The organism is Empedobacter sp. UBA3475, assembly GCF_002378465.1.
Classification (GTDB): Bacteria; Bacteroidota; Bacteroidia; order Flavobacteriales; family Weeksellaceae; genus Empedobacter; species Empedobacter falsenii_B.
In genome coordinates this window covers 168,489-187,625 of sequence record NZ_DFRA01000002.1, presented here as the reverse complement: position 1 = coordinate 187,625, position 19,137 = coordinate 168,489, and the positions used below count along the sequence as shown (strand labels likewise).

The window sequence follows — 19,137 nt, the reverse complement described above, 5'->3', positions numbered from 1 at the left end:
ATTTAAAATGCACAACGGGTACTTTATAATATTTTAAAACATAATGAGCATAATCATCACCTTTTTTGATATAAAATAGGGTTTTAAAATCTTTAGAATTTATATTTCTTTTTTCGAAAAATTTTTCACTTTCTTTAATTAAATTAGAGTGAATTATCTGTTCATTTTCACAAGAATTAAATAAGAGAAATGTAAAAAGTATCAGAATAAAATATTTCATATTGGATTTATTGTTTATAAAAATATTATTTTTTTATAAACTTTAAAATTTCGTTCGATTCTTTTGTTTTTATATAATAAATTCCAGAAGCTAAGCTTTGACAATCAATCGTTATATTTGATTGATTATTAATACGAACCGATTGTACACTTTGTCCAACTGAATTGTAAATGAAAAGTATATTATTTTGAGTATTTAATTGTGTTTTATCAATACCAATTATAATTTTATCATTCGTAATATTTGCTGATTTTAACCAGATAAAAGGTTTTGATTCAATTGATTTTGTGCTCAAATTCTCATGAATTTTAAATTGCATGACAACAGGTAAATGATCACTCATATTGTACAAATTAGTTCGTAGAGTTTGAGAGTAAATGCCCGTACAATCAGGATCTTTAACGTCTTTATTCAAACAATCTCCATTATTTCCATACGCTTTATAACTATCGTTTATAAAAGAAAAACGTGAGCTGTTTTTGAAATTTTCACTCATCACAATAAAATCAAAGCGATCGTCCAAACCGCCACTTGCCCCTGCATTAGTTCCGCTTCCAAAACCTATGTTAGAAACGCGTGTACTTTGTGTATGTAAATAACTAAAAGCTGGATTGTCTTGCCAATTTCCAAGTGCATTTAATGGATCAATCATCAAAATAGCATTTGCCGGATTGATAATTTCTTGATAAGCTGGTTCTGATGAATTATAAAAATTAAAATCTCCAGCAAAAAGAACATATGTATTAGGTTGCGTTAATTTTTTCAAGGATTTTGTGACTTCTTGCACCATTTCCAAACGCATTTGACGATTTGCAGGTCCTGTACTTGATTTTAGATGCGCAACAAAAACTTCTAAATGAATGGGATCGTTTGAAGTAATATTTAATTGAAAAGAATATTGATTGATGTCGCGATAAACTGTTGGGATTTTTTGTTGATTAACCAACGTCAATTTACGTGTATTATAAAAAACCATTGTTTGTAACGGATCATCTAATTTCGTTGTATCAGCCACAAAAAGTGCGCGAGCAAATTTATCAGGTTGATTTTGCAAAGATGTATTTAAGATTAAATCAGCGCCATTTTCTGTTACTAATTCACAAATCATAAATAAATCTGGTTTGTATTCGTCTAAAATATCTCTTAAGATCAATTGACGATTTTGAGGAAGTGAATTCGGAAATTTGAACACATTATAAAACATTGTATTTAATGTTTCTTGTGAAAAAATAGAAACCGAAAGGATTAAAAATAAAAGGAGTAAATTTTTTTTCATATCAATTGATTTTAGTTTTACACTTCAACTTTTTTTAAATCTAAGAAATTAATTTAGAATATTTTAAAGTTACTTATTATCAATTGAATAAAAAAAATATTCTTTTAATTAAAAATATAATTGGTTTAATATCAAATAAAAAATCCAGTTCTTTTCGAAACTGGATTTTTGAAATATTTTATGAACGAGCTCGTCTGAAATATAAAAACAAAGTTAGTAATCCGAAGACGATGTTTGGTATCCACGAGGCGACAAGTGGCGAAACATATCCTTTTTCGGAAAACGTAGACGTTGTTTGCGAGAAGAAAATGTAGACAAACGCTAACGAAATACCAACTGCAAGATTGATTCCGATTCCTCCACGACGTTTTTTAGATGAAAGCGATAGAGCCAAAAGTGTCAAAATAATAGTTGAAAATGGACCGCTCAAACGGTTATTTAATTCATTTTCGTATGTATTTACATTGGCAGAACCTTTTGCTTTTTGTTTCTGAATAAATTCATTTAATTCGAAGGTATTCATTGTTTCGGCAACATATTCTTCTGGTAAAATTTCGTCAGGAGAAGCTGGTAACTTCAAATTTGTATTGGCTTCGTAATTTAACTTTTCAGTTTTATCCTTGTTAATTTCGCGTGTGTAAACACTCATTAATGCATAAGTAGAATCTTTATCATTCCAATTAAAACTTGAAGCGATGATTTGTTTTTTCAACTCAGTCGAATCAAATTTTTGATACATAAAAGAACTTCCTAATTTTTCAGTTCTGTCATAACTATCCACAAAAACAAACTCATCAGGAGAAATTTGCGAACCGATACGTTGTCGTTTGTAATATTCTTCCTTGTCGTTATTACTCAATAAATGGGTATATTGGTATTTATTTTTTTTAATATTTGCCCAAGGTAAAACTACATTTCCTACTAATAAAGCGGAAATTGCTAAAAATATAGCCACCCAAACATATGGAAGTGTAAATCGATAAAAACTAATACCACCCGAAAGCACACCTACAATTTCGGTTTGCATCGTCAGTCGTGATGTAAAATAGATCACGGAGATGAAAACAGCAATCGGTAAAAAGGTGTTGATAATCCAAATTGACCAATAAGGGTAAAATTCGGTTAATGCAGAATATGCAGTAGAACCACTATCATTAATACGTCCTAATTTTTGACTAAGATCGACAATTACGGCGATAGTAGATAAAATCAAAACCATAAAGATGAAGGTTCCGATAAAGTTTCGGATGATGTATTTATCAATTATTTTCAAACTACAGACGTTGTTTTAATTGTGGAACAATTTGTTCTTTCCATTGAGCGAAATCTCCTGCTAAGATATGTTCTCTTGCCACTCTTACCAAATCTAAATAAAAGGCAAGGTTATGAACTGATGCAATTTGTTTTCCTAAAGCTTCGTTGGCATTGAACAAATGACGAACATAGGCTTTTGTGTAATAACTATCCACATAGCTAGTCCCGTTTTCGTCTAATGGTTCAAAACAATCTTTCCATTTTGCATTTTTCATATTCATAACACCATTCCACGTGAACAACATGGCGTTACGCGCATTACGAGTTGGCATAACACAGTCGAACATATCAACTCCTAAAGCAATACATTCGATGATATTCCAAGGTGTTCCAACTCCCATTAAATAGCGAGGTTTGTCTTGTGGAAGAATTTCTGTTACGATATCCGTCATTTCGTACATCACAGGTTCTGGTTCACCAACAGATAATCCACCAATTGCATTTCCTTCTGCACCGAAATCTGCAATATATTTTGCTGATTCTTGACGTAAATCTTTAAAATCGTTTCCTTGTACAATTGGGAACAGCGTTTGTTTGTGATCGTAATATTCAGGATTATTGTTTAACCAAGTTCTACAACGCTCCAACCAACGATGTGTAACATGCATGGCACGTTTCGCATCATGATATTTTGCAGGAATTCCTGTTAATTCATCAAAAGCCATAAAAATATCTGCTCCGATGTAACGTTGGATTTCCATTGATTTCTCTGGTGTAAACATATGGTAAGAACCATCGATATGCGATTTGAAACGCACACCTTCTTCAGATTTTTTACGACTTGTTGCTAAAGAATACACTTGGAATCCTCCAGAATCTGTTAAGATTGGTTTTTGCCAATTCATAAATTTATGTAATCCTTCCGCTCTGTGCAAAATATCAGTTCCTGGACGCAAATACAAATGATAAGTATTTCCAAGAATGATTTGGGCCTTAATATCTTCTTCTAACTCACGTTGGTGAACAGATTTTACTGTACCAACTGTACCAACAGGCATAAAAATAGGTGTTTCGATTCTACCATGATCGGTTTCTACAACACCAGCTCTTGCCTTAGAAAATTCGTCTTTTTTATCGATTGAAAATTTCATAGTGTGCAAAGATATTAATTGTTTAGCTTGTTGCGAGTTGGTTTCGAAAAAAATAACAAAAAAATAAGGATAAAGTAGCCTTTACCCTTATTTGGAAATTTTATGAAATGATTATTTTGTGAAACGTAATGACATTTTGCGATCAGAAGCTCTTTCTGAGTCAGAAGCTGTTTCAGCTACTTTTGCAAATTCTTCTCCGTAACCTTCGGCAGCAATAACTTGCGCACCAACACCACGTTTTGTTAATTCAGCTTTTAAGTAATCTGCTCTTTTTTGAGAGATTACTTTGTTTTTCGCATCATCACCAACTTTATCTGTGTATGCTCCAAGTTTAATTTTTGCAGTTGGATATTTTTTCAAAATTGCAGCAACATTATCTAATTGAACGTCAGAACCTGGCTCTAATTGATCTGTTTTACCAAAAACGAAGTTGACATTATCAAAGTTGAACCATTTTTCTTTCAATTGATCTTCTGTCATTGTTGCAAAATCTGGCGCTTTGATAAATTTGATAATTTGATCTTCTAATCCATTTGCGTATCCTTTCAAAGCAACACCATCTAAATCGATATCAGATAATTCTTTTGGCGCAGCGTTTAGAGAATCAGTATTCAATGAATCAACTACAATTTCAGTTTCTTCTGTAACAACTGTTTTTTCTTCGTCTTTATTACATTTTTTTAATAAGAAAAAGGCTGCTAAAGCAAGTAGGATCAATGGAATTAACCATTTCCAAAAACCTCCGCCACCATTGTTGTTATGAGTTTCTGCGTAAGCATCAACTGGCGCTACATAAGGTTTTTCTTCCGGTTCTACATCAACTACTTTTCTTGTTTCTGTAATAGTTTCAGTTACATGATCTTTTGCAACATCTATTGTTTCAGTGATTTTAGGCGCATCATTAAACATTGTTCCTAAACCTAAAGCTCCAAGTCCTAAACCAGTTGGAATTAATCCTAAAATTTTATCTTTAATTCCTCCTAAAGATGAAAAGAAATCAGCTTCTGTTACATTGTTAAATTCGGCTTCTTTTCCAATGGATCCAAAGGTTGTTAAAGCTGTTAAGTCTAATAATTTTGAAGATGAACCTGTCGAAATCCCTGCATATTCAGCAATTTTAGAAACGATTGGTTGCGCATTTGAACCAAAAATAACATTGATTAATTCTTTGATCGTGTCTGGTGTTTCTTGTTCTGTAGAGATATTTGCTAATCCACGAGAAGCACCAAAAGATTTGATGGTATGAAATAAACCAGTTGTTGAATTCTTTTTTTCTAAAACACCTCCTAAAAGAATAGGAATAAATGCATTGATTGCTTTAGAAATTCCCGATTCATTTTCACCTAATTCTGATGAAGTTTTCGAGATCAAATCTGGGGTAATATACCCTTTTACTAATTCAATAATGTTCATAGATTTTAATTTTTAATTATAGTCCTTTTTTAGTTGTAATTTATTATTAACGAATATTGTACCAATATTCATGTTTATTAAAAATAGTTAAAAAAAATGATAATTTTTCTATTTTTTTGAAAAGATGTTAGATTGGAACTAATTTTATCAACTGAATTACTAATAAAAAGAATAATTATGCAAGAGCAAGACAAAGTAGATAGTTTGCAAGATGTAATAACAACACCATTTAAGGATTTAGAAAACTTTACACAATGGTTATTAACGAAAGGTTCTGAAGTTGGATGGAGCTTAGTTTCTGCTTTATTAACCTTAATAATTGGTTTTTGGGTAACAGGTAAACTTGTCAAGTTAATCGAAAAAAGAATGGTTGCACGAAATGTCGATTTATCAATTCGCACGTTTTTAATTCCAATTCTTAATATATTATTCAAAGCTATTGTATTAACTTTTGTTGTAGGGCGATTAGGTTTTAATGCTTCTGGTTTTGTTGCAGCTTTAGGAGGTGTTGGTTTAGCAGTTGGTTTAGCTTTACAAGGATCTTTGTCAAATTTTGCAGCAGGAATTTTAATTATTCTTTTCAAACCTTTTAAAGTTGGGGATTATATAGTATCGCAAGGAAATGAAGGAAGTGTAGAGTCGATAAATTTACTAAATACAGTAATTGCAACTGCAAAAGGACAGATCATAACTTTGCCAAACGGAAATTTATTTAACAATCCAATTACCAATTATTCTGTAAAAGAATATCGTCGATTAGATGTAAATGTTGGTATTTCTTATGATGATGATTTTGACAAAGCGCGCGAAGTTTTGTTGAATGTTTTAGAGAAAAATGAATTGGTTGATGATACACAATCTAAAACGGTTGAGATTCTAGAATTTGCTGCAAGTTCTGTGAATTTGGCTGTGCGTTGTTATGTGAAAAATAGTGATTATTGGACGGCTTATTGGCAATTGTATCGCGCGGTGAAATATGCGTTAGACGACAATAATATCTCGATGCCTTATCCACATACAGAAATGATTATTAAAAACGAATCGAACTCGTCAACAATTCCTTTCGAGAACAAAGATTAATGAAGTATTTACTTACCATATTATCAATTTTTTCGTCTGTGCATCTTTTTGCGCAGACCGAATTAATTGAGAAACATCTCAATTCAGATTTCTATTCCACTCAATTCACGGGATTTTATTTGTATGATCCAATTACGAAAGAAGAAATTTATAATTATAACGGAAACAAATTTTTTATTCCAGCTTCTAACACCAAAATTTTTACGTTGTATACAGCGATGAAAATGTTAAATGATTCGATTCCTGCATTCAAATATCAGTTGATTGGTGACGAATTGCATATCGAAGGAACTGGAGATCCAACTTTTTTGCATCCAAAATATAAAAATACACGAGCGTTAGATTTCCTGAAAAATAATGGTTCTAAAATTGTTTTTCATTGGAATAATTTCGACGAAGAATCTTTTTTACCAGGTTGGACTTGGGACGATTTTAGAAAAGATTATGCACCAGAAAGAAGTCAGTTTCCGATTCATGAAAATTTAGTTTCAATTTCGAAAAATGGAAGTTCAATCAAAACATTTCCGACATATTTTGAAGAATTAACAGAAATTAGAGAAATGCCAGAGCCGAGGAATTTCTATGACAATAAATTTTATATCAGCAATAAAAAACGAACAGAAAAAGTTCCTTTTATTGTGAATGAAATGGTGATAGAAAAATCGTTGTCGCAAATTTTGGGAAAACCTGTTGATATGGTCAAAACGCCAATGGTTAATAATCCGAAAGTGTTTTATAGTCAGAAATCAGATGATGTTTACCGCGAAATGATGGAAAATAGCGATAATTTTTTGGCAGAACATTTATTGATTTTAGCTTCGAGTACTTTACCAGGAAAACTGAGCGCTTCTGAAACGATTACCTTTTCGAAAAGATATTTGTTGAATGATTTGAAACAACAACCAGAATGGTTTGACGGTTCGGGATTATCGCGTTATAATTTGTTTACACCACAAAGTTTTGCACAAGTTTTAGGGAAAATGTATAACGAATTTCCTGAGCAACGTTTGTTTTCTATTTTCCCAATCGGTGGTAAAACGGGAACAATCAAAAATAGATACAAAGATTCGGCGCAACCTTATATTTATGCCAAAACAGGAACGTTGAACAATAATGTAACGTTGAGTGGTTATTTGAAAACGAAATCTGGAAGAACGTTAATTTTTAGTTTGATGAATAATAATTCAATCAAAGATTTATCTTGGATTCGAAATGAGAATGAAAAGTTATTGCGAATTATTAGAGATAATTATTAAGCATATTTGAAATAAAAAAGCCTTCCAAAATCGGAAGGCTTTTGCTTTATTAGAAAGACATCTTTATGGTGTCGTTATTTCCTGTTAATACTTTTGTGTCTTTTTTATTTTTGACATCAAAGGTTACAATGTTTTGTTGATCATTAAAAATATCTGTCAACAAAGCTACTTTTAGTTCTATCGAGTTGATATTAGAAATTTTATCAAACTTAAAAAAAACTCGTGTCGATTTATCATTTACCTGATAACCATAATAAGAAGTTCCCAAAGCTTTACCATTTACTTTGACATCAACTTTACTATTTACATACGCTTTCAACTTGTTTTCGAAGTTAGATTTGTTTGAAACATCAGCACCAACTGCTTTTTCCAACTGATTGGTAAATGTACGCGCAGTGATATTTAAAGTTCCAGTTTCTTGTTCGTAATCAACCTTGATATTTGCTGTATGAAAATCTTGAGCGTTTAGGTTAAAAGTTACTAAAACCAAAAGCAAAGAGAATAGATATTTTATGTATTTCATTTTATTTCTTAGTTTGTACAAGTCTATTTCAAATCGAGTGCCAAAGATTCTTAAAATTTAAAAGAAAGCTTTAGCGACTTGTTAATAACGAAATTAGAATAAAAAAATTATAAATCACATAAAAATATAAAAAGAGTATTAAGTTATTAATACTCTTTTTAGTGAAATTATTCTAATTTTTAAACTAACCAAAGTTGATTTTGGTATAAAAAGAAAACTCCTAAAGCTACTAATAGAAATGAAACTATTGCAAAAATAGGGACGCTCATTGGTACAGTTATAGAGCGTTTTAGTTTTGCATTTGCAATCGTCATAAAAATAACAGCAGAAATCATAATTAATGGATGTTCCATCAACTTAAATCTTAAAATATCGTTTTTCATAATGTTTTCTGCCCCAGAAACATCAACAGCCAATTTTATTAAATTTACTAATCCAAGTAATAATTGAACGTGAAAAGTAATGGTTGTAAATAACCCGATTTTTTTTATTGTTGCGTTTGTATCTTTTTTAGAAATCGCATAAATTAATGTTGAAATCACAAAGATAACGCCCATCAAAATCACAAGATAAGCCCAGCCACTATGAAATTGTTTGATAAAATCCATTTTTCTAATTTTAGTTTTTCAATACAAAAATAACAAACCTTTTTACATAAATACTATTTGATGATATTTATGTGTTTTCAGAACAGTTTTTTAGATTAATCAAAATCTCGTAATTTCGCGCAAAATATATCCGAAATGGGAAAAGATAAAATCAGAAGATTTAACGAAAATAAAACTTTTCAGAATGTTGTTCAACCAACACGAGAAGAGGCAATTAACGAGTTTGCATTAAAAGGAAATTGGAACAAAGAATTTTTCAAGAACGACAAACCAATTGTGTTAGAACTTGGGTGCGGAAAAGGAGAATATACAGTTGCAATGGCGCGTCGTGACAAGGATCGTAATTTTATCGGAGTAGATATTAAAGGATCAAGATTTTGGCGTGGTGCTAAGACTTGTTTGGATGAAGGAATTGAAAATGCTGGATTTCTTCGAACTCAAATCGAAATTATCGATCATCTTTTTGCAGAAAATGAAGTGAGCGAAATTTGGATTACTTTCCCAGATCCACAAATCAAATACAGAAGAACAAAACATCGTTTAACAGATCCTGAATTTTTGAGACGTTACAATACCATCTTAAAACCTGAAGGAACAGTTAATTTAAAAACAGATTCTGAATTTTTACACGGATATACACATGGTGTTATTCACATCGAAGGACACGAAGTGATTCGTTCTACACACGATGTTTATCACCCAGATCATTCGGATATTCCAGAAATTGTAACAGCTGTACAAACATATTATGAATCGAAATTTTTGGAAGAAGGTAAAAAGATTACCTATATAAAATTTCAATTAAAATATTAATCAAAAATCCATCGAAAGATGGATTTTTTTATTTGAAATAAATTTGATAAAAGTTTATTAATCATATATTTGTTGTAACACTTTTATGATTTTATGAAAAATAAATTTTTATTCCTAACACCTTTTTTATTCCATAATATCTTTTCTTTTTCGCAATCTAGAGAAAATTTCATTTTTGCGACAATGGAGACTGAGAATGCCACTTTTTTACAAAAAAATCATGCGGATTCTATTGAAATAATTTCTTCGAAAGATAATTTTTCTGCTATTTATTTTCATCCAGAAATTGCTGAAAGTTTACATGGAAAATTTGCGCATGGACATGGTTATATTTTTAGAAATTCGAAAGAAGATGCACTACAATCACTTCAAGAAAAGCCATCTCAGAAAAAAGCACCTTTCAATTATACAATATCAGAACAAGCTTTTATAACTACGGCATTGAATGATGTTGATGTCAAAGAAATTGAGAAAACAATTTTGATGTTAGAAGATTTCAAAACGCGTTATCATACACGACAAGAAGCAAATAATGCGGTTCTTAAATTGAAGGAAGTTTGGGTGAAAATGATTGCTGATGCAGGACGAACTGACGTATTTGTAAGAATCGTTGATCATGTGAATACGCCAATGAAGTCGTTGATTTTGACTTTTAATGGAATTGAAAAGAAAGATGAATTTGTGATTATTGGAGGTCATGCCGATTCGACTGTTGGTTGGAATGCAAATCAAACTTTTGCACCAGGAGCAGATGATAATGCATCTGGAATTGCAATAATTACAGAAGTTTTGCGTGTGTTGTTAAAAAATAATTTCAAACCGCAACGAACTACCGAAATTATGGCTTATGCAGCAGAAGAAATAGGTTTGGTAGGGTCGAAAGAAATTGCGCAGAAATACGCTTCGGAGAATAAAAATGTAATAGGTTATGTACAATTTGATATGACGAATTACAAAGGTTCTGCAAAGGATGTTATTTTGATGACGGATGCTTATTGTGATGCAAATCTCAATTCGTTTTTGATGAAATTGATGTACGAATATAACACAACTGGTTTGCATCAATTTACATATGATACGTCAAAATGTGGTTATGGATGTTCTGATCATTTTAGTTGGTACGAAAATGGTTTTGCAGCAACTTTACCTTTTGAAGCTAAAATGGGAGAAGATAATCCTTATATACATTCTGTAAACGATACCTATGCTTCAATGGGAAGTACGTCTACACACGCAGCAAAATTTACGAAATTAGGAATTGAATATGTGGTTGAAGCGGCTAAGACCTCAACTTTAGGAACAAATGATGTCGATAAAAATTCGTCTAAAATTTTTGTTTCAAATAAAATATTGAGTTATCAACTAAATTTTAATGCATCAATTTCGATAAAAATTATAGATGCAACTGGACGAACTGTTAAAATGTTTAATTCTGATCAATCAAACGGAAGTGTAAATTTGTCTAATTTATCAACAGGGTTTTATATAGCTACAATTAATGACAATCAAGGAAATTCTATTTCTCATAAATTTGTATTGAAGTAAAATTCAAACGAAATAAAAAACAAAAAGCAAGCTTAATTTAGCTTGCTTTATATTTTTAAAATTTATCTAAATCTTAGTTATTCAAACTTTGTAAGTAAGAAACCCAACCTAAAGTTTGGTATTCTTTAGCTGCAGTTTTTACATCAGCAGCTTTGTAAATTCCACGACCAACAATCATAAAGTCTGTGTGGTAATTTTTGAAAACCAATTCAGGCGTATTGTACTGTTGTCCTTTATTATCTCCAGTCGAAGAAATATTAACACCAGGTGTAAACAACAACAAGTTATCAGGAACTTGGCGTTGCGCAACAGCTCCCAAAACATTTCCAGATTGTTCCGAAACATTAATTGCTTTTGTAAAGTAATAATCGTCTGTCAATGTTCCTTTCGAAGACATTTCTACAATTGTGATTACGCCTGTATTTTCGAAAACTTTTAATGATTCTAAACCTCCAATTGGATGAACAGTTACTAAATCTGCCCAATCAGAAATTTTATAAATCGATTTCTTGAATTGTAATTCTTGTGTATTTCCGATATCACCAAATTTACGGTCTTCGAATAATAAGAATTCTTTTTCGCGTGCGATTTTTTTCAATTCAACAATTAAATTGTCCGAAAAATCTTGAATAATATCTGAATGTAATTTTAAAGCAACAACATGATCACCAACTTTACCAGCGAAATCAATAATTTCTTCAGAAGTAATTAAATCAGCAGAAGCAATCAAGTTTGATTGTTTTTTAAGTGCTAATTCAACTAAACGTTTTCCAACTGGATGTACAATTTTTTTGTTTTCCAATGCAATACGTTGTTTTGCAGGAGCCGCTTCTGGAGGTAAAGCTAAAAAGTCTTTGATTTTTTTCGCTTCATCATCACTCAAACGGTGATATTTATGTAAAATATCGATTACTTCGTGAATTGTAAATAACGTTATCACGTTGTACCCTTGTTCTTTTAATTTGTCTGAACCACCTTGTGCACGGTCTAAAACAACAACCAAATCTTTTACACGTAAACCTTCGCGTTCAACTTGATCAATTGTTTCTAATAAAGATTGTCCAGATGTAATTACATCTTCTACTAAAAGACAAGATTGTCCTTCTGCAAAAACACCTTCTACCATACGTTTAGTACCGTAACCTTTGTTTTCTTTACGTTTGATAATCAAAGGAATATTCGATGTTAAACTCATTGTAGTCGCCATTGGCAAAGCTGCGTAAGGCACACCACAAATCAAGTCATATTCTACATCTTCTACTAAATCTAATAAATTGTTTGCTAAAGTTTTTAGTAATTGTGGACTAGAAGCCAAAGGTCTTAAATCGACATAGAAAGGAGATTCTATACCACTTTTTAAAGTAAAATTTCCAAATTTTATAATTCCCAGCTCGTAAGCTTTCAATAAAAAATCTTCTCTTGGTTGCATCTGTGTAATGTTTGAGCAAAGTTAATAGGTTTTTGAGTCATTTATGGCATTTTCACGAAAATTAATTTTAAGATGAATAAAAATTGAATATTTATACTGATTTGATTTATAATTTGTTCGAAAAATGAAATATTATGTATTTAAAATAAATGAAAATTTTTAATTAATGTTATTTTTTATTGAATCAATAGTACATCTTATGTTTTCTAAATCTTCTTCGCTATTAAATGTAAAATTATCACCAAAAGGATCAATAGCTCTTGATATAAAAAAGAACTTTTTGTTATTTATTTTGATATAATTTAAATATGGAAGTACAAATTGATTAATTTCTTGAACTTCATTAAGATTAAATGTTTTTTTTGAAAATACCTTTTTAATTGTAAGTTGGTTAATGTTATTATCTAACACTATTTCATTAATCTGATAATTAATCCGAATAAAAACACATAAAATTAGTATAAATGAAATACAAAAAATCAAGACATCATATTTATTTTTTACAATTATTTCGTCTAAATAAGTGAAAATAATTACTGAAGTAAATAGAATTAATATGTTTAAAACAATTATAATAAGCACATTATAAAAACTATTATATTTTCTACTAATATATTCTTTCATTTATAAGAATTAAATATTTACGTAAAAATATAATTTTTATGTAATTCAGAAAAGAAGTTTTCGTTCTACATTTTATAATAAAACTTCATAAAATAACTTTACTTTTGAAATCTATACAAACACAAATGAAAAAATATATATTCGCTAGCATCGCTTTTGTAAGTATGTTGGTTTCGGCACAAGAAACACCTTTCAAATTTAAGGAATTAGTTAATAATTCTGCACTTCCTATTATTTCGCAAGGAAAAACGGGAACTTGTTGGTCATTTTCGACAACTTCTTTTTTAGAATCGGAAGTGAAGCGTTTGACAGGAAAAGATGTCGATTTATCGGAAATGTATAATGTGCGTTTTACTTATCCTGTAAAAGCGTATAATTATGTATATCGCCAAGGAAAAGCACAGTTTAGTCAAGGAGGTTTGTCGCATGATGTTTTAAATTCGGTTCGTAAAAATGGATTAGTTCCAAACGAAGTTTATGCAGGTTTTGCGAATGGAACAGATGTGAAGCATAACCACGAAATGTTGGTAAAAGATTTGAAAGTTGGATTAGATTCGATTGTAAAAAATCCTAAAAAATATTTAACAGCAGATTGGAAATCAAAATTTGATCAAAAATTGAATGATAAATTAGGTGTTCCTCCAACAAAATTTAAGTTCGAAGGAAAAGAATATACACCACAAGAATTTGCAAAAGCCTTGAAAATAAATCCTGATGATTATGTAACCTTGACATCTTTTCAGCAAGCGCCATATTATTCACAATTTATTTTACAAGTGCCAGATAATTTCTCAAATGGTTCATATTATAATTTACCATTAGATGAATACATGAAAGTATTGGACGAAGCGTTATATAAAGGATATACAGCGGCTTTTGATACAGATGTTTCTGAAAAAACATTTTCTAAAAAATATGGAATGGCAATTTGGCCTTCAGAAGGTTTAGAATCAGATTATTTTGTTCAGATTTTACCTGAAAAATGGGTTTCTGCTGATGAGCGTCAAGCTGCTTTTGAAGATTATTCGACAGAAGACGACCATTTAATGCATATTACGGGAATTTTGAAAGATCAATTGGGAAATCAATATTATGATGTGAAAAATTCTTGGGGAACAACAGATTTAGGAAATAATGGACATATTTATATGTCGAAACCATTTTTCAGAATGAAATCAATTGCTTTTACACTGCACAAAGATGCGTTGTCAAAAGAAGTGAAAAAGCAATTAGGTGTTAAATAAAATCACTCACAAATGAATACATTAGAACAAGCGATAGAAAAGTTAGATTATAAAGGTTATTTGGATGTTGAAATTCCAAAAGGAACTGATTTGATTGCGGAAATCAATAAATTACGCAAAGAGAAAAATGCGGTGATTTTGGCGCATTATTATCAGTCAGGAGAAATTCAGGATTTAGCAGATTATTTAGGTGATTCGTTACAATTGGCACGTGCTGCTGCAAAAACTGAAGCTGATATGATTGTTTTTTGTGGTGTTCATTTTATGGCAGAAGCTGCAAAGATTTTGAACCCTTCTAAAAAAGTTGTTTTACCCGATACAAAAGCGGGTTGTTCTTTAGCAGATTCTTGTTCGGCAGAAGGTTTACGTGGTTTGCGTGAGCAACATCCAAATGCGATTGTAGTGAGTTATATCAATTGTGATGCGGGTGTTAAAGCGGAATCAGATATTATTGTTACTTCTTCTAATGCGGAAGCGATTATTAATTCGTTGCCAGAAGAGCAAGAAATTATTTTTGCTCCAGATCGTAATTTAGGTCGATACTTAAATCAAGTTTGTAATCGCAAAATGATTTTGTGGGACGGTGCTTGTATTGTTCATGAAGCTTTTTCTTTGGAAAGAATTGCACAACAAATGGCAGATCATCCAAATGCAAAATTAATTGCGCATCCAGAAGCGCAAGAAGATTTATTGAAATTCGCACATTTTATTGGTTCAACTTCTCGTTTGTTAGATTATGTGGTAGAAAATGATGCACAAGAATTTATTGTGGCAACGGAAGAAGGAATTTTACACGAAATGCAAAAACTTGCGCCGAATAAAACATTAATTCCTGCATTAGTTCAAGATGAATCGTGTAATTGTTCTGAATGTTTTTACATGAAATTATCAACATTAGAAAAATTATATCTGTGCATGAAATATGAATTGCCAGAAATACAAATCGAAGAAGAGTTACGAGTGAAAGCTTTAGCTGCAATTAATAGAATGTTAGATTTATCAGAAAAAATCAAATAATGGCTATTCAAGATGTTTTAGTCATTGGTTCTGGAATTGCTGGACTTTCTTATGCGCTGAAAATTGCGATTCGAAATCCTGATGCAAAAATTACCATTGTAACCAAAGCAAATAAAGACGAAACCAATACCAAATATGCACAAGGTGGAGTCGCTGTTGTGAGCGATTTCGAGAAAGATAGTTTCGAGAAACATATCGAAGATACGCTTCGTGCTGGAGATGGTTTGTGTAAGTTAGAAGCGGTTGAGGTTGTCGTAAAAGAAGCACCAGAACGTATCAATGAAATTATAGATTGGGGCGTTCGTTTTGATAAAAATAACGAAGGAATTTATGACCTTGGTCGTGAAGGTGGACATACCGAAAACAGAATTGTTCATCATAAAGATGTGACAGGTTGGGAGATTGAGCGCGCGATGTTAGAAGCGATCAAAGAATATCCAAATATTCAGGTTTTTACGCATCATTTTGTAGTAGATTTGATTACAGAACATCATTTGAATCGTGATATAGCACAGAAAACAACATGTTTTGGTGCATATATTTTAGATTTGAATACAGATAAAGTTGAACAACATTTAGCCAAAGTAACTTTGTTAGCAACAGGCGGAGTTGGTCATGTTTATAAAAATACGACGAATCCAATTATTGCAACAGGAGATGGAATTGGGTTGGCTCGACGTGCAAAAGCAACCGTTTCGGGAATGCAATTTATTCAGTTTCATCCAACGGCTTTTTACAGCGAATTTGATGGACAGTTATTTCTGATTTCGGAAGCAGTTCGTGGTTTTGGTGCGAAGTTGCGTACGAAAGATGGCCAGTTGTTTATGCACAAATATGATGAACGTGAAGAATTGGCTTCTCGTGATATTGTGGCGCGTGCGATTGATAATGAAATGAAATTGCGCGGAGATGATTATGTTTATATTGATTGTCGACACTTAGAGAAAGAAAAATTCTTGGAACATTTCCCTAATATTTACGAAAAATGTAAATCCGAAGGCTACGATATGTTTACCGAATTGGTTCCGGTTGTTCCTGCTTCGCATTATTTGTGTGGTGGAATTGACGTCGATTTAGAAGGAAAAACATCTATCGAGAATTTGTTTGCGGTTGGCGAATGTTCTAATACGGGTTTACATGGTGCAAATCGTTTGGCTTCGAATTCGTTGTTAGAAGCGATGGTTTTTGGTCATCGTGCAGCGTTAAAAACGGTCGATTTATTAAATGATAATCAATTTTCGATTTATAATTTTGAGTTTCCAGAATGGAACGAAGAAGGCATGAAAGTGCAAGAAGAATTAGTATTGATTTCTTATTTACGCAAACAATTACAAGCGATGATGAGCGAATTGGTCGGAATTGTACGAAGCGATAATCGTTTGCAAATTGCACAAAATCGTATCAATGAAATTGAGATAATGGTCAACGAAATTTATTATTTTACGATTGTTTCACCTAAAATTTTAGAACTTCGAAATTTGGTTGATGTCGCACATTTAATCATTGAGCAAAGTATCAATCAAAAAGAAAATCGAGGAACTTTTTACAACAAAGATTTTAATTAATGAAGAAGTTATATCTGTTCGTTACATGTTTTGCAATGAGTTTTTCTTTTGCTCAAAATTCGAAAGAAAAACAAAACGTAAGTTTGACTTCTGGTAAAGAAGCCAAGAAAGCGGTTGTGTATTTTGGTTGTGAAAATTTAAAAGAAAATAGCGAGCTACAAGCATGTATGAACAAAAATTTGAATCAAGATATTCAAACTCAAATTTCATTCTTTTCTAATATTGCTGATTATCTTCATATCGAAACTGCTCAATCTAAATTAGGTTTTAAAATTAATGAAGATGGTAATTTTGGAGATGTCTCGACTGATGGTTCGAATCCAATTTTTAATAGTGTAGCATTGTCTAGTTTAGTTTTGTTGAATAATAAAATGGAGCGAGCTAATCTAAAAATAACTCCTGCAAAAGGAGTTGATGGAAAAGCAGTTGCAATGAAATATACAATGCCTTTACGTTACGAATCGGCAGAAAAAAATAATGATTTTGAGAAGTTCCCTTCGGAAAATCGTGTATTGTTTACTTTAAAAACTGATGAAGAAACGATTGAAGTAAGAATTGATAAAGAATTTAATTTAACAACTTTTGGTAATAACGGAAGTCGGGAATATTATTTAGGAAAGTTTTCTAATCTTTTCGAAATGGCTTCTATCGATCCTTATGCAACCGCTTTTGATGCGGCTTTCAAATCTGGAGCAATAGATATTACAAAAGGTAAAATTGATGACAAAGAATATAAACTTCAGATCAAAAATTTCTTCGAAAATGATCCTTCAGTACAAGTGTTGATTACGGTTGTGCGCGAAGAAAATGGTACTTGGGCCGAGTATTACGAATACAAAACCAAGAAAGAATTTAATCAATCAAAATTTGCATCCTTAACATATAGATAATGAATTTTCCTCCATATATCACACAAGAAAAATTACAACTTTTTATTCGTCAAGCTTTTTTAGAAGACGTTGGCGATGGCGACCATTCAACGTTAGCGTCGGTTCCGTATGATGCAATTCAAGAAGCGGAACTGAAAGTGAAAGATAACGGAATAATTGCTGGAATTGAATTAGCGAAAATTATTTTTGATACGTTTGATCCATCTTTAAAAATAGAACAATATATAAATGATGGCGATAAAGTACAATTTGGAGATGTTGCTTTCAAAGTAAAAGGATCTTCACAATCAATTTTAACTTGCGAACGATTAGCGTTGAATTGTATGCAGAGAATGTCTGGAATTGCAACTTATGCGCACGAAATGATGGAATTGGTAAGCGGTACAAATGCCAAAATTTTGGATACACGAAAAACAACACCTAATTTCCGAATGATCGAAAAATGGGCAGTTAAAATTGGAGGAGCAGAGAATCATCGTTTTGGTTTATACGATATGGTGATGTTAAAAGATAATCATGTCGATTTTTGTGGAAATATTACAAAAGCGGTTGCGCAAACCAAAGATTATTTGTCAAAACATCATTTACATTTAAAAATAGAAGTGGAAACGCGTAATATGGATGAGGTAAAAGAAGCTTTGGATGCAAATGTAGATTTTATTATGTTGGATAATTTTGATCTTGAAACGATGAAAGAAGCGGTTCAATATATAAATGGGCGAATAAAAACGGAAGCTTCGGGCGGAATTACAAAAGAATCTGTTCGAGCAATTGCCGAAACGGGTGTTGATTTTATTTCTTCTGGTGCGATTATTCATTCCGCTCCCAACTTTGACTTGAGTTTAAAAGCTGTTAAGGCTTGATTTCTTTAACATTTTAATTTTTTTGTTGTAGTAAGAATACTAAATAATAGATTTTAACGTTAGCTATATTGTATTTGAATAATTTATTTTGAAAATTTATTAGTATCAGCTTATAAATAAAAAAGTTATTGGATAATATTTTATTAATACTGATTCTAAATAGTGAAATTTTAATTACTTTTCTCTTTTTAAAATGAAAGATAACAATCTAAAACAAGAAAAAAATGTTAATTTTTAATGTTTTTATTATGTTAAATTTTGATTAAATGTTTAAAAATATTTAAAAATCTTCAATTTTTTTTCATGTAATTTAGTTTATTGTTTGTTTTTAAGGGGGGATTTTATTGATATGATAATTAATATTTA

Annotated in this window: 18 protein-coding genes; 9 read left to right on the top strand and 9 right to left on the bottom strand. The window is 31.2% G+C overall.

Translation table 11 applies throughout. The features are described from left to right. From B3I31_RS01290 to B3I31_RS01270, 5 genes are all read right to left on the bottom strand, one after another. Window positions 1-220 (bottom strand): hypothetical protein (locus B3I31_RS01290; RefSeq protein WP_291060620.1); only part of this gene is annotated, 220 nt, incomplete at its 3' end. Window positions 221-245: 25 nt separating this feature from the next. Continuing rightward, complete coding sequence (locus tag B3I31_RS01285; protein ID WP_286495714.1) at window positions 246-1,496, bottom strand: hypothetical protein; 1,251 nt, start codon at window positions 1,494-1,496, stop codon at window positions 246-248. Between the two features lie 178 nt (window positions 1,497-1,674). Continuing rightward, window positions 1,675-2,769, bottom strand: coding sequence for an LptF/LptG family permease (locus tag B3I31_RS01280; protein ID WP_286495713.1), 1,095 nt, complete (start codon window positions 2,767-2,769; stop codon window positions 1,675-1,677). A 1-nt stretch (window position 2,770) separates the two neighbouring features. Continuing rightward, a complete protein-coding gene (gene tgt, locus B3I31_RS01275) occupies window positions 2,771-3,901 on the bottom strand; it encodes a tRNA guanosine(34) transglycosylase Tgt (RefSeq protein ID WP_286495712.1) in 1,131 nt (376 codons plus the stop codon). Window positions 3,902-4,012: 111 nt separating this feature from the next. Beyond that, window positions 4,013-5,314 (bottom strand): OmpA family protein, encoded by a 1,302-nt coding sequence (locus B3I31_RS01270; protein ID WP_286495711.1) that lies wholly within the window; start codon window positions 5,312-5,314, stop codon window positions 4,013-4,015. A gap of 177 nt (window positions 5,315-5,491) precedes the next feature. Here B3I31_RS01270 and B3I31_RS01265 point away from each other — a divergent pair, with 177 nt between their 5' ends. Together B3I31_RS01265 and B3I31_RS01260 are read left to right on the top strand one after the other, a co-directional pair. Further along, window positions 5,492-6,394 carry a mechanosensitive ion channel family protein gene (locus tag B3I31_RS01265; protein ID WP_180905406.1) on the top strand — a complete coding sequence of 301 codons (903 nt, stop codon included), beginning with the start codon at window positions 5,492-5,494 and terminating at the stop codon, window positions 6,392-6,394. Beyond that, a complete protein-coding gene (locus B3I31_RS01260) occupies window positions 6,394-7,650 on the top strand; it encodes a D-alanyl-D-alanine carboxypeptidase (RefSeq protein ID WP_286495710.1) in 1,257 nt (418 codons plus the stop codon). Before B3I31_RS01265 ends, B3I31_RS01260 begins: the two co-directional genes overlap by 1 nt. Window positions 7,651-7,699: 49 nt before the next feature. Here the strand turns inward: B3I31_RS01260 and B3I31_RS01255 are convergent, their stop codons facing one another. Together B3I31_RS01255 and B3I31_RS01250 are read right to left on the bottom strand one after the other, a co-directional pair. After that, window positions 7,700-8,173 carry a DUF6702 family protein gene (locus B3I31_RS01255; RefSeq protein ID WP_291060619.1) on the bottom strand — a complete coding sequence of 158 codons (474 nt, stop codon included), beginning with the start codon at window positions 8,171-8,173 and terminating at the stop codon, window positions 7,700-7,702. Window positions 8,174-8,352: 179 nt separating this feature from the next. After that, on the bottom strand, window positions 8,353-8,781 hold the full coding sequence (locus B3I31_RS01250) for a hypothetical protein (RefSeq protein ID WP_114998669.1): 429 nt from the start codon (window positions 8,779-8,781) through the stop codon (window positions 8,353-8,355). A gap of 135 nt (window positions 8,782-8,916) precedes the next feature. Here B3I31_RS01250 and trmB point away from each other — a divergent pair, with 135 nt between their 5' ends. Together trmB and B3I31_RS01240 are read left to right on the top strand one after the other, a co-directional pair. Further along, window positions 8,917-9,594, top strand: a complete 678-nt coding sequence (gene trmB, locus B3I31_RS01245; RefSeq protein ID WP_219033815.1) for a tRNA (guanosine(46)-N7)-methyltransferase TrmB — start codon at window positions 8,917-8,919, stop codon at window positions 9,592-9,594. A gap of 183 nt (window positions 9,595-9,777) precedes the next feature. After that, window positions 9,778-11,139: a M20/M25/M40 family metallo-hydrolase gene (locus tag B3I31_RS01240; RefSeq protein ID WP_291060617.1), complete on the top strand. Its 1,362-nt coding sequence runs from the start codon at window positions 9,778-9,780 to the stop codon at window positions 11,137-11,139. Window positions 11,140-11,212: 73 nt separating this feature from the next. Here the strand turns inward: B3I31_RS01240 and pyrF are convergent, their stop codons facing one another. After that, window positions 11,213-12,568, bottom strand: coding sequence for an orotidine-5'-phosphate decarboxylase (pyrF, locus tag B3I31_RS01235; protein WP_291071857.1), 1,356 nt, complete (start codon window positions 12,566-12,568; stop codon window positions 11,213-11,215). A 159-nt stretch (window positions 12,569-12,727) separates the two neighbouring features. Beyond that, a complete protein-coding gene (locus tag B3I31_RS01230) occupies window positions 12,728-13,192 on the bottom strand; it encodes a hypothetical protein (protein WP_291059309.1) in 465 nt (154 codons plus the stop codon). Between the two features lie 125 nt (window positions 13,193-13,317). On the opposite strand from B3I31_RS01230, the gene B3I31_RS01225 reads away from it, so the two are divergent. The 5 genes from B3I31_RS01225 to nadC are packed head-to-tail and all read left to right on the top strand — an operon-like array spanning window position 13,318 to window position 18,771. Then, complete coding sequence (locus tag B3I31_RS01225; protein ID WP_291059307.1) at window positions 13,318-14,436, top strand: C1 family peptidase; 1,119 nt, start codon at window positions 13,318-13,320, stop codon at window positions 14,434-14,436. A gap of 12 nt (window positions 14,437-14,448) precedes the next feature. Further along, entirely contained in the window at window positions 14,449-15,453 is a 1,005-nt protein-coding gene (gene nadA / locus B3I31_RS01220; protein WP_286495703.1) for a quinolinate synthase NadA, read from the top strand. After that, window positions 15,453-17,018 carry an L-aspartate oxidase gene (nadB, locus tag B3I31_RS01215; protein WP_291047823.1) on the top strand — a complete coding sequence of 522 codons (1,566 nt, stop codon included), beginning with the start codon at window positions 15,453-15,455 and terminating at the stop codon, window positions 17,016-17,018. The genes nadA and nadB overlap by 1 nt, the downstream gene beginning before the upstream one ends. Continuing rightward, on the top strand, window positions 17,018-17,908 hold the full coding sequence (locus B3I31_RS01210; RefSeq protein ID WP_291053071.1) for a hypothetical protein: 891 nt from the start codon (window positions 17,018-17,020) through the stop codon (window positions 17,906-17,908). Before nadB ends, B3I31_RS01210 begins: the two co-directional genes overlap by 1 nt. After that, window positions 17,908-18,771: a carboxylating nicotinate-nucleotide diphosphorylase gene (gene nadC / locus B3I31_RS01205; protein ID WP_291047819.1), complete on the top strand. Its 864-nt coding sequence runs from the start codon at window positions 17,908-17,910 to the stop codon at window positions 18,769-18,771. Before B3I31_RS01210 ends, nadC begins: the two co-directional genes overlap by 1 nt. The last annotated feature ends 366 nt before the right edge of the window (window positions 18,772-19,137 follow it).

Excerpts from the sequence above, each read along its gene's own strand:
- B3I31_RS01285 (WP_286495714.1), bottom strand. The coding sequence starts at position 1,496 with ATGAAAAAAAATTTACTCCTTTTATTTTTAATCCTTTCGGTTTCTATT.
- tgt (WP_286495712.1), bottom strand. The coding sequence starts at position 3,901 with ATGAAATTTTCAATCGATAAAAAAGACGAATTTTCTAAGGCAAGAGCT.
- B3I31_RS01270 (WP_286495711.1), bottom strand. The coding sequence starts at position 5,314 with ATGAACATTATTGAATTAGTAAAAGGGTATATTACCCCAGATTTGATC.
- B3I31_RS01265 (WP_180905406.1), top strand. The coding sequence starts at position 5,492 with ATGCAAGAGCAAGACAAAGTAGATAGTTTGCAAGATGTAATAACAACA.
- B3I31_RS01260 (WP_286495710.1), top strand. The coding sequence starts at position 6,394 with ATGAAGTATTTACTTACCATATTATCAATTTTTTCGTCTGTGCATCTT.
- B3I31_RS01255 (WP_291060619.1), bottom strand. The coding sequence starts at position 8,173 with ATGAAATACATAAAATATCTATTCTCTTTGCTTTTGGTTTTAGTAACT.
- B3I31_RS01250 (WP_114998669.1), bottom strand. The coding sequence starts at position 8,781 with ATGGATTTTATCAAACAATTTCATAGTGGCTGGGCTTATCTTGTGATT.
- trmB (WP_219033815.1), top strand. The coding sequence starts at position 8,917 with ATGGGAAAAGATAAAATCAGAAGATTTAACGAAAATAAAACTTTTCAG.
- B3I31_RS01240 (WP_291060617.1), top strand. The coding sequence starts at position 9,778 with ATGGAGACTGAGAATGCCACTTTTTTACAAAAAAATCATGCGGATTCT.
- pyrF (WP_291071857.1), bottom strand. The coding sequence starts at position 12,568 with ATGCAACCAAGAGAAGATTTTTTATTGAAAGCTTACGAGCTGGGAATT.
- B3I31_RS01230 (WP_291059309.1), bottom strand. The coding sequence starts at position 13,192 with ATGAAAGAATATATTAGTAGAAAATATAATAGTTTTTATAATGTGCTT.
- B3I31_RS01225 (WP_291059307.1), top strand. The coding sequence starts at position 13,318 with ATGAAAAAATATATATTCGCTAGCATCGCTTTTGTAAGTATGTTGGTT.
- nadA (WP_286495703.1), top strand. The coding sequence starts at position 14,449 with ATGAATACATTAGAACAAGCGATAGAAAAGTTAGATTATAAAGGTTAT.
- nadB (WP_291047823.1), top strand. The coding sequence starts at position 15,453 with ATGGCTATTCAAGATGTTTTAGTCATTGGTTCTGGAATTGCTGGACTT.
- B3I31_RS01210 (WP_291053071.1), top strand. The coding sequence starts at position 17,018 with ATGAAGAAGTTATATCTGTTCGTTACATGTTTTGCAATGAGTTTTTCT.
- nadC (WP_291047819.1), top strand. The coding sequence starts at position 17,908 with ATGAATTTTCCTCCATATATCACACAAGAAAAATTACAACTTTTTATT.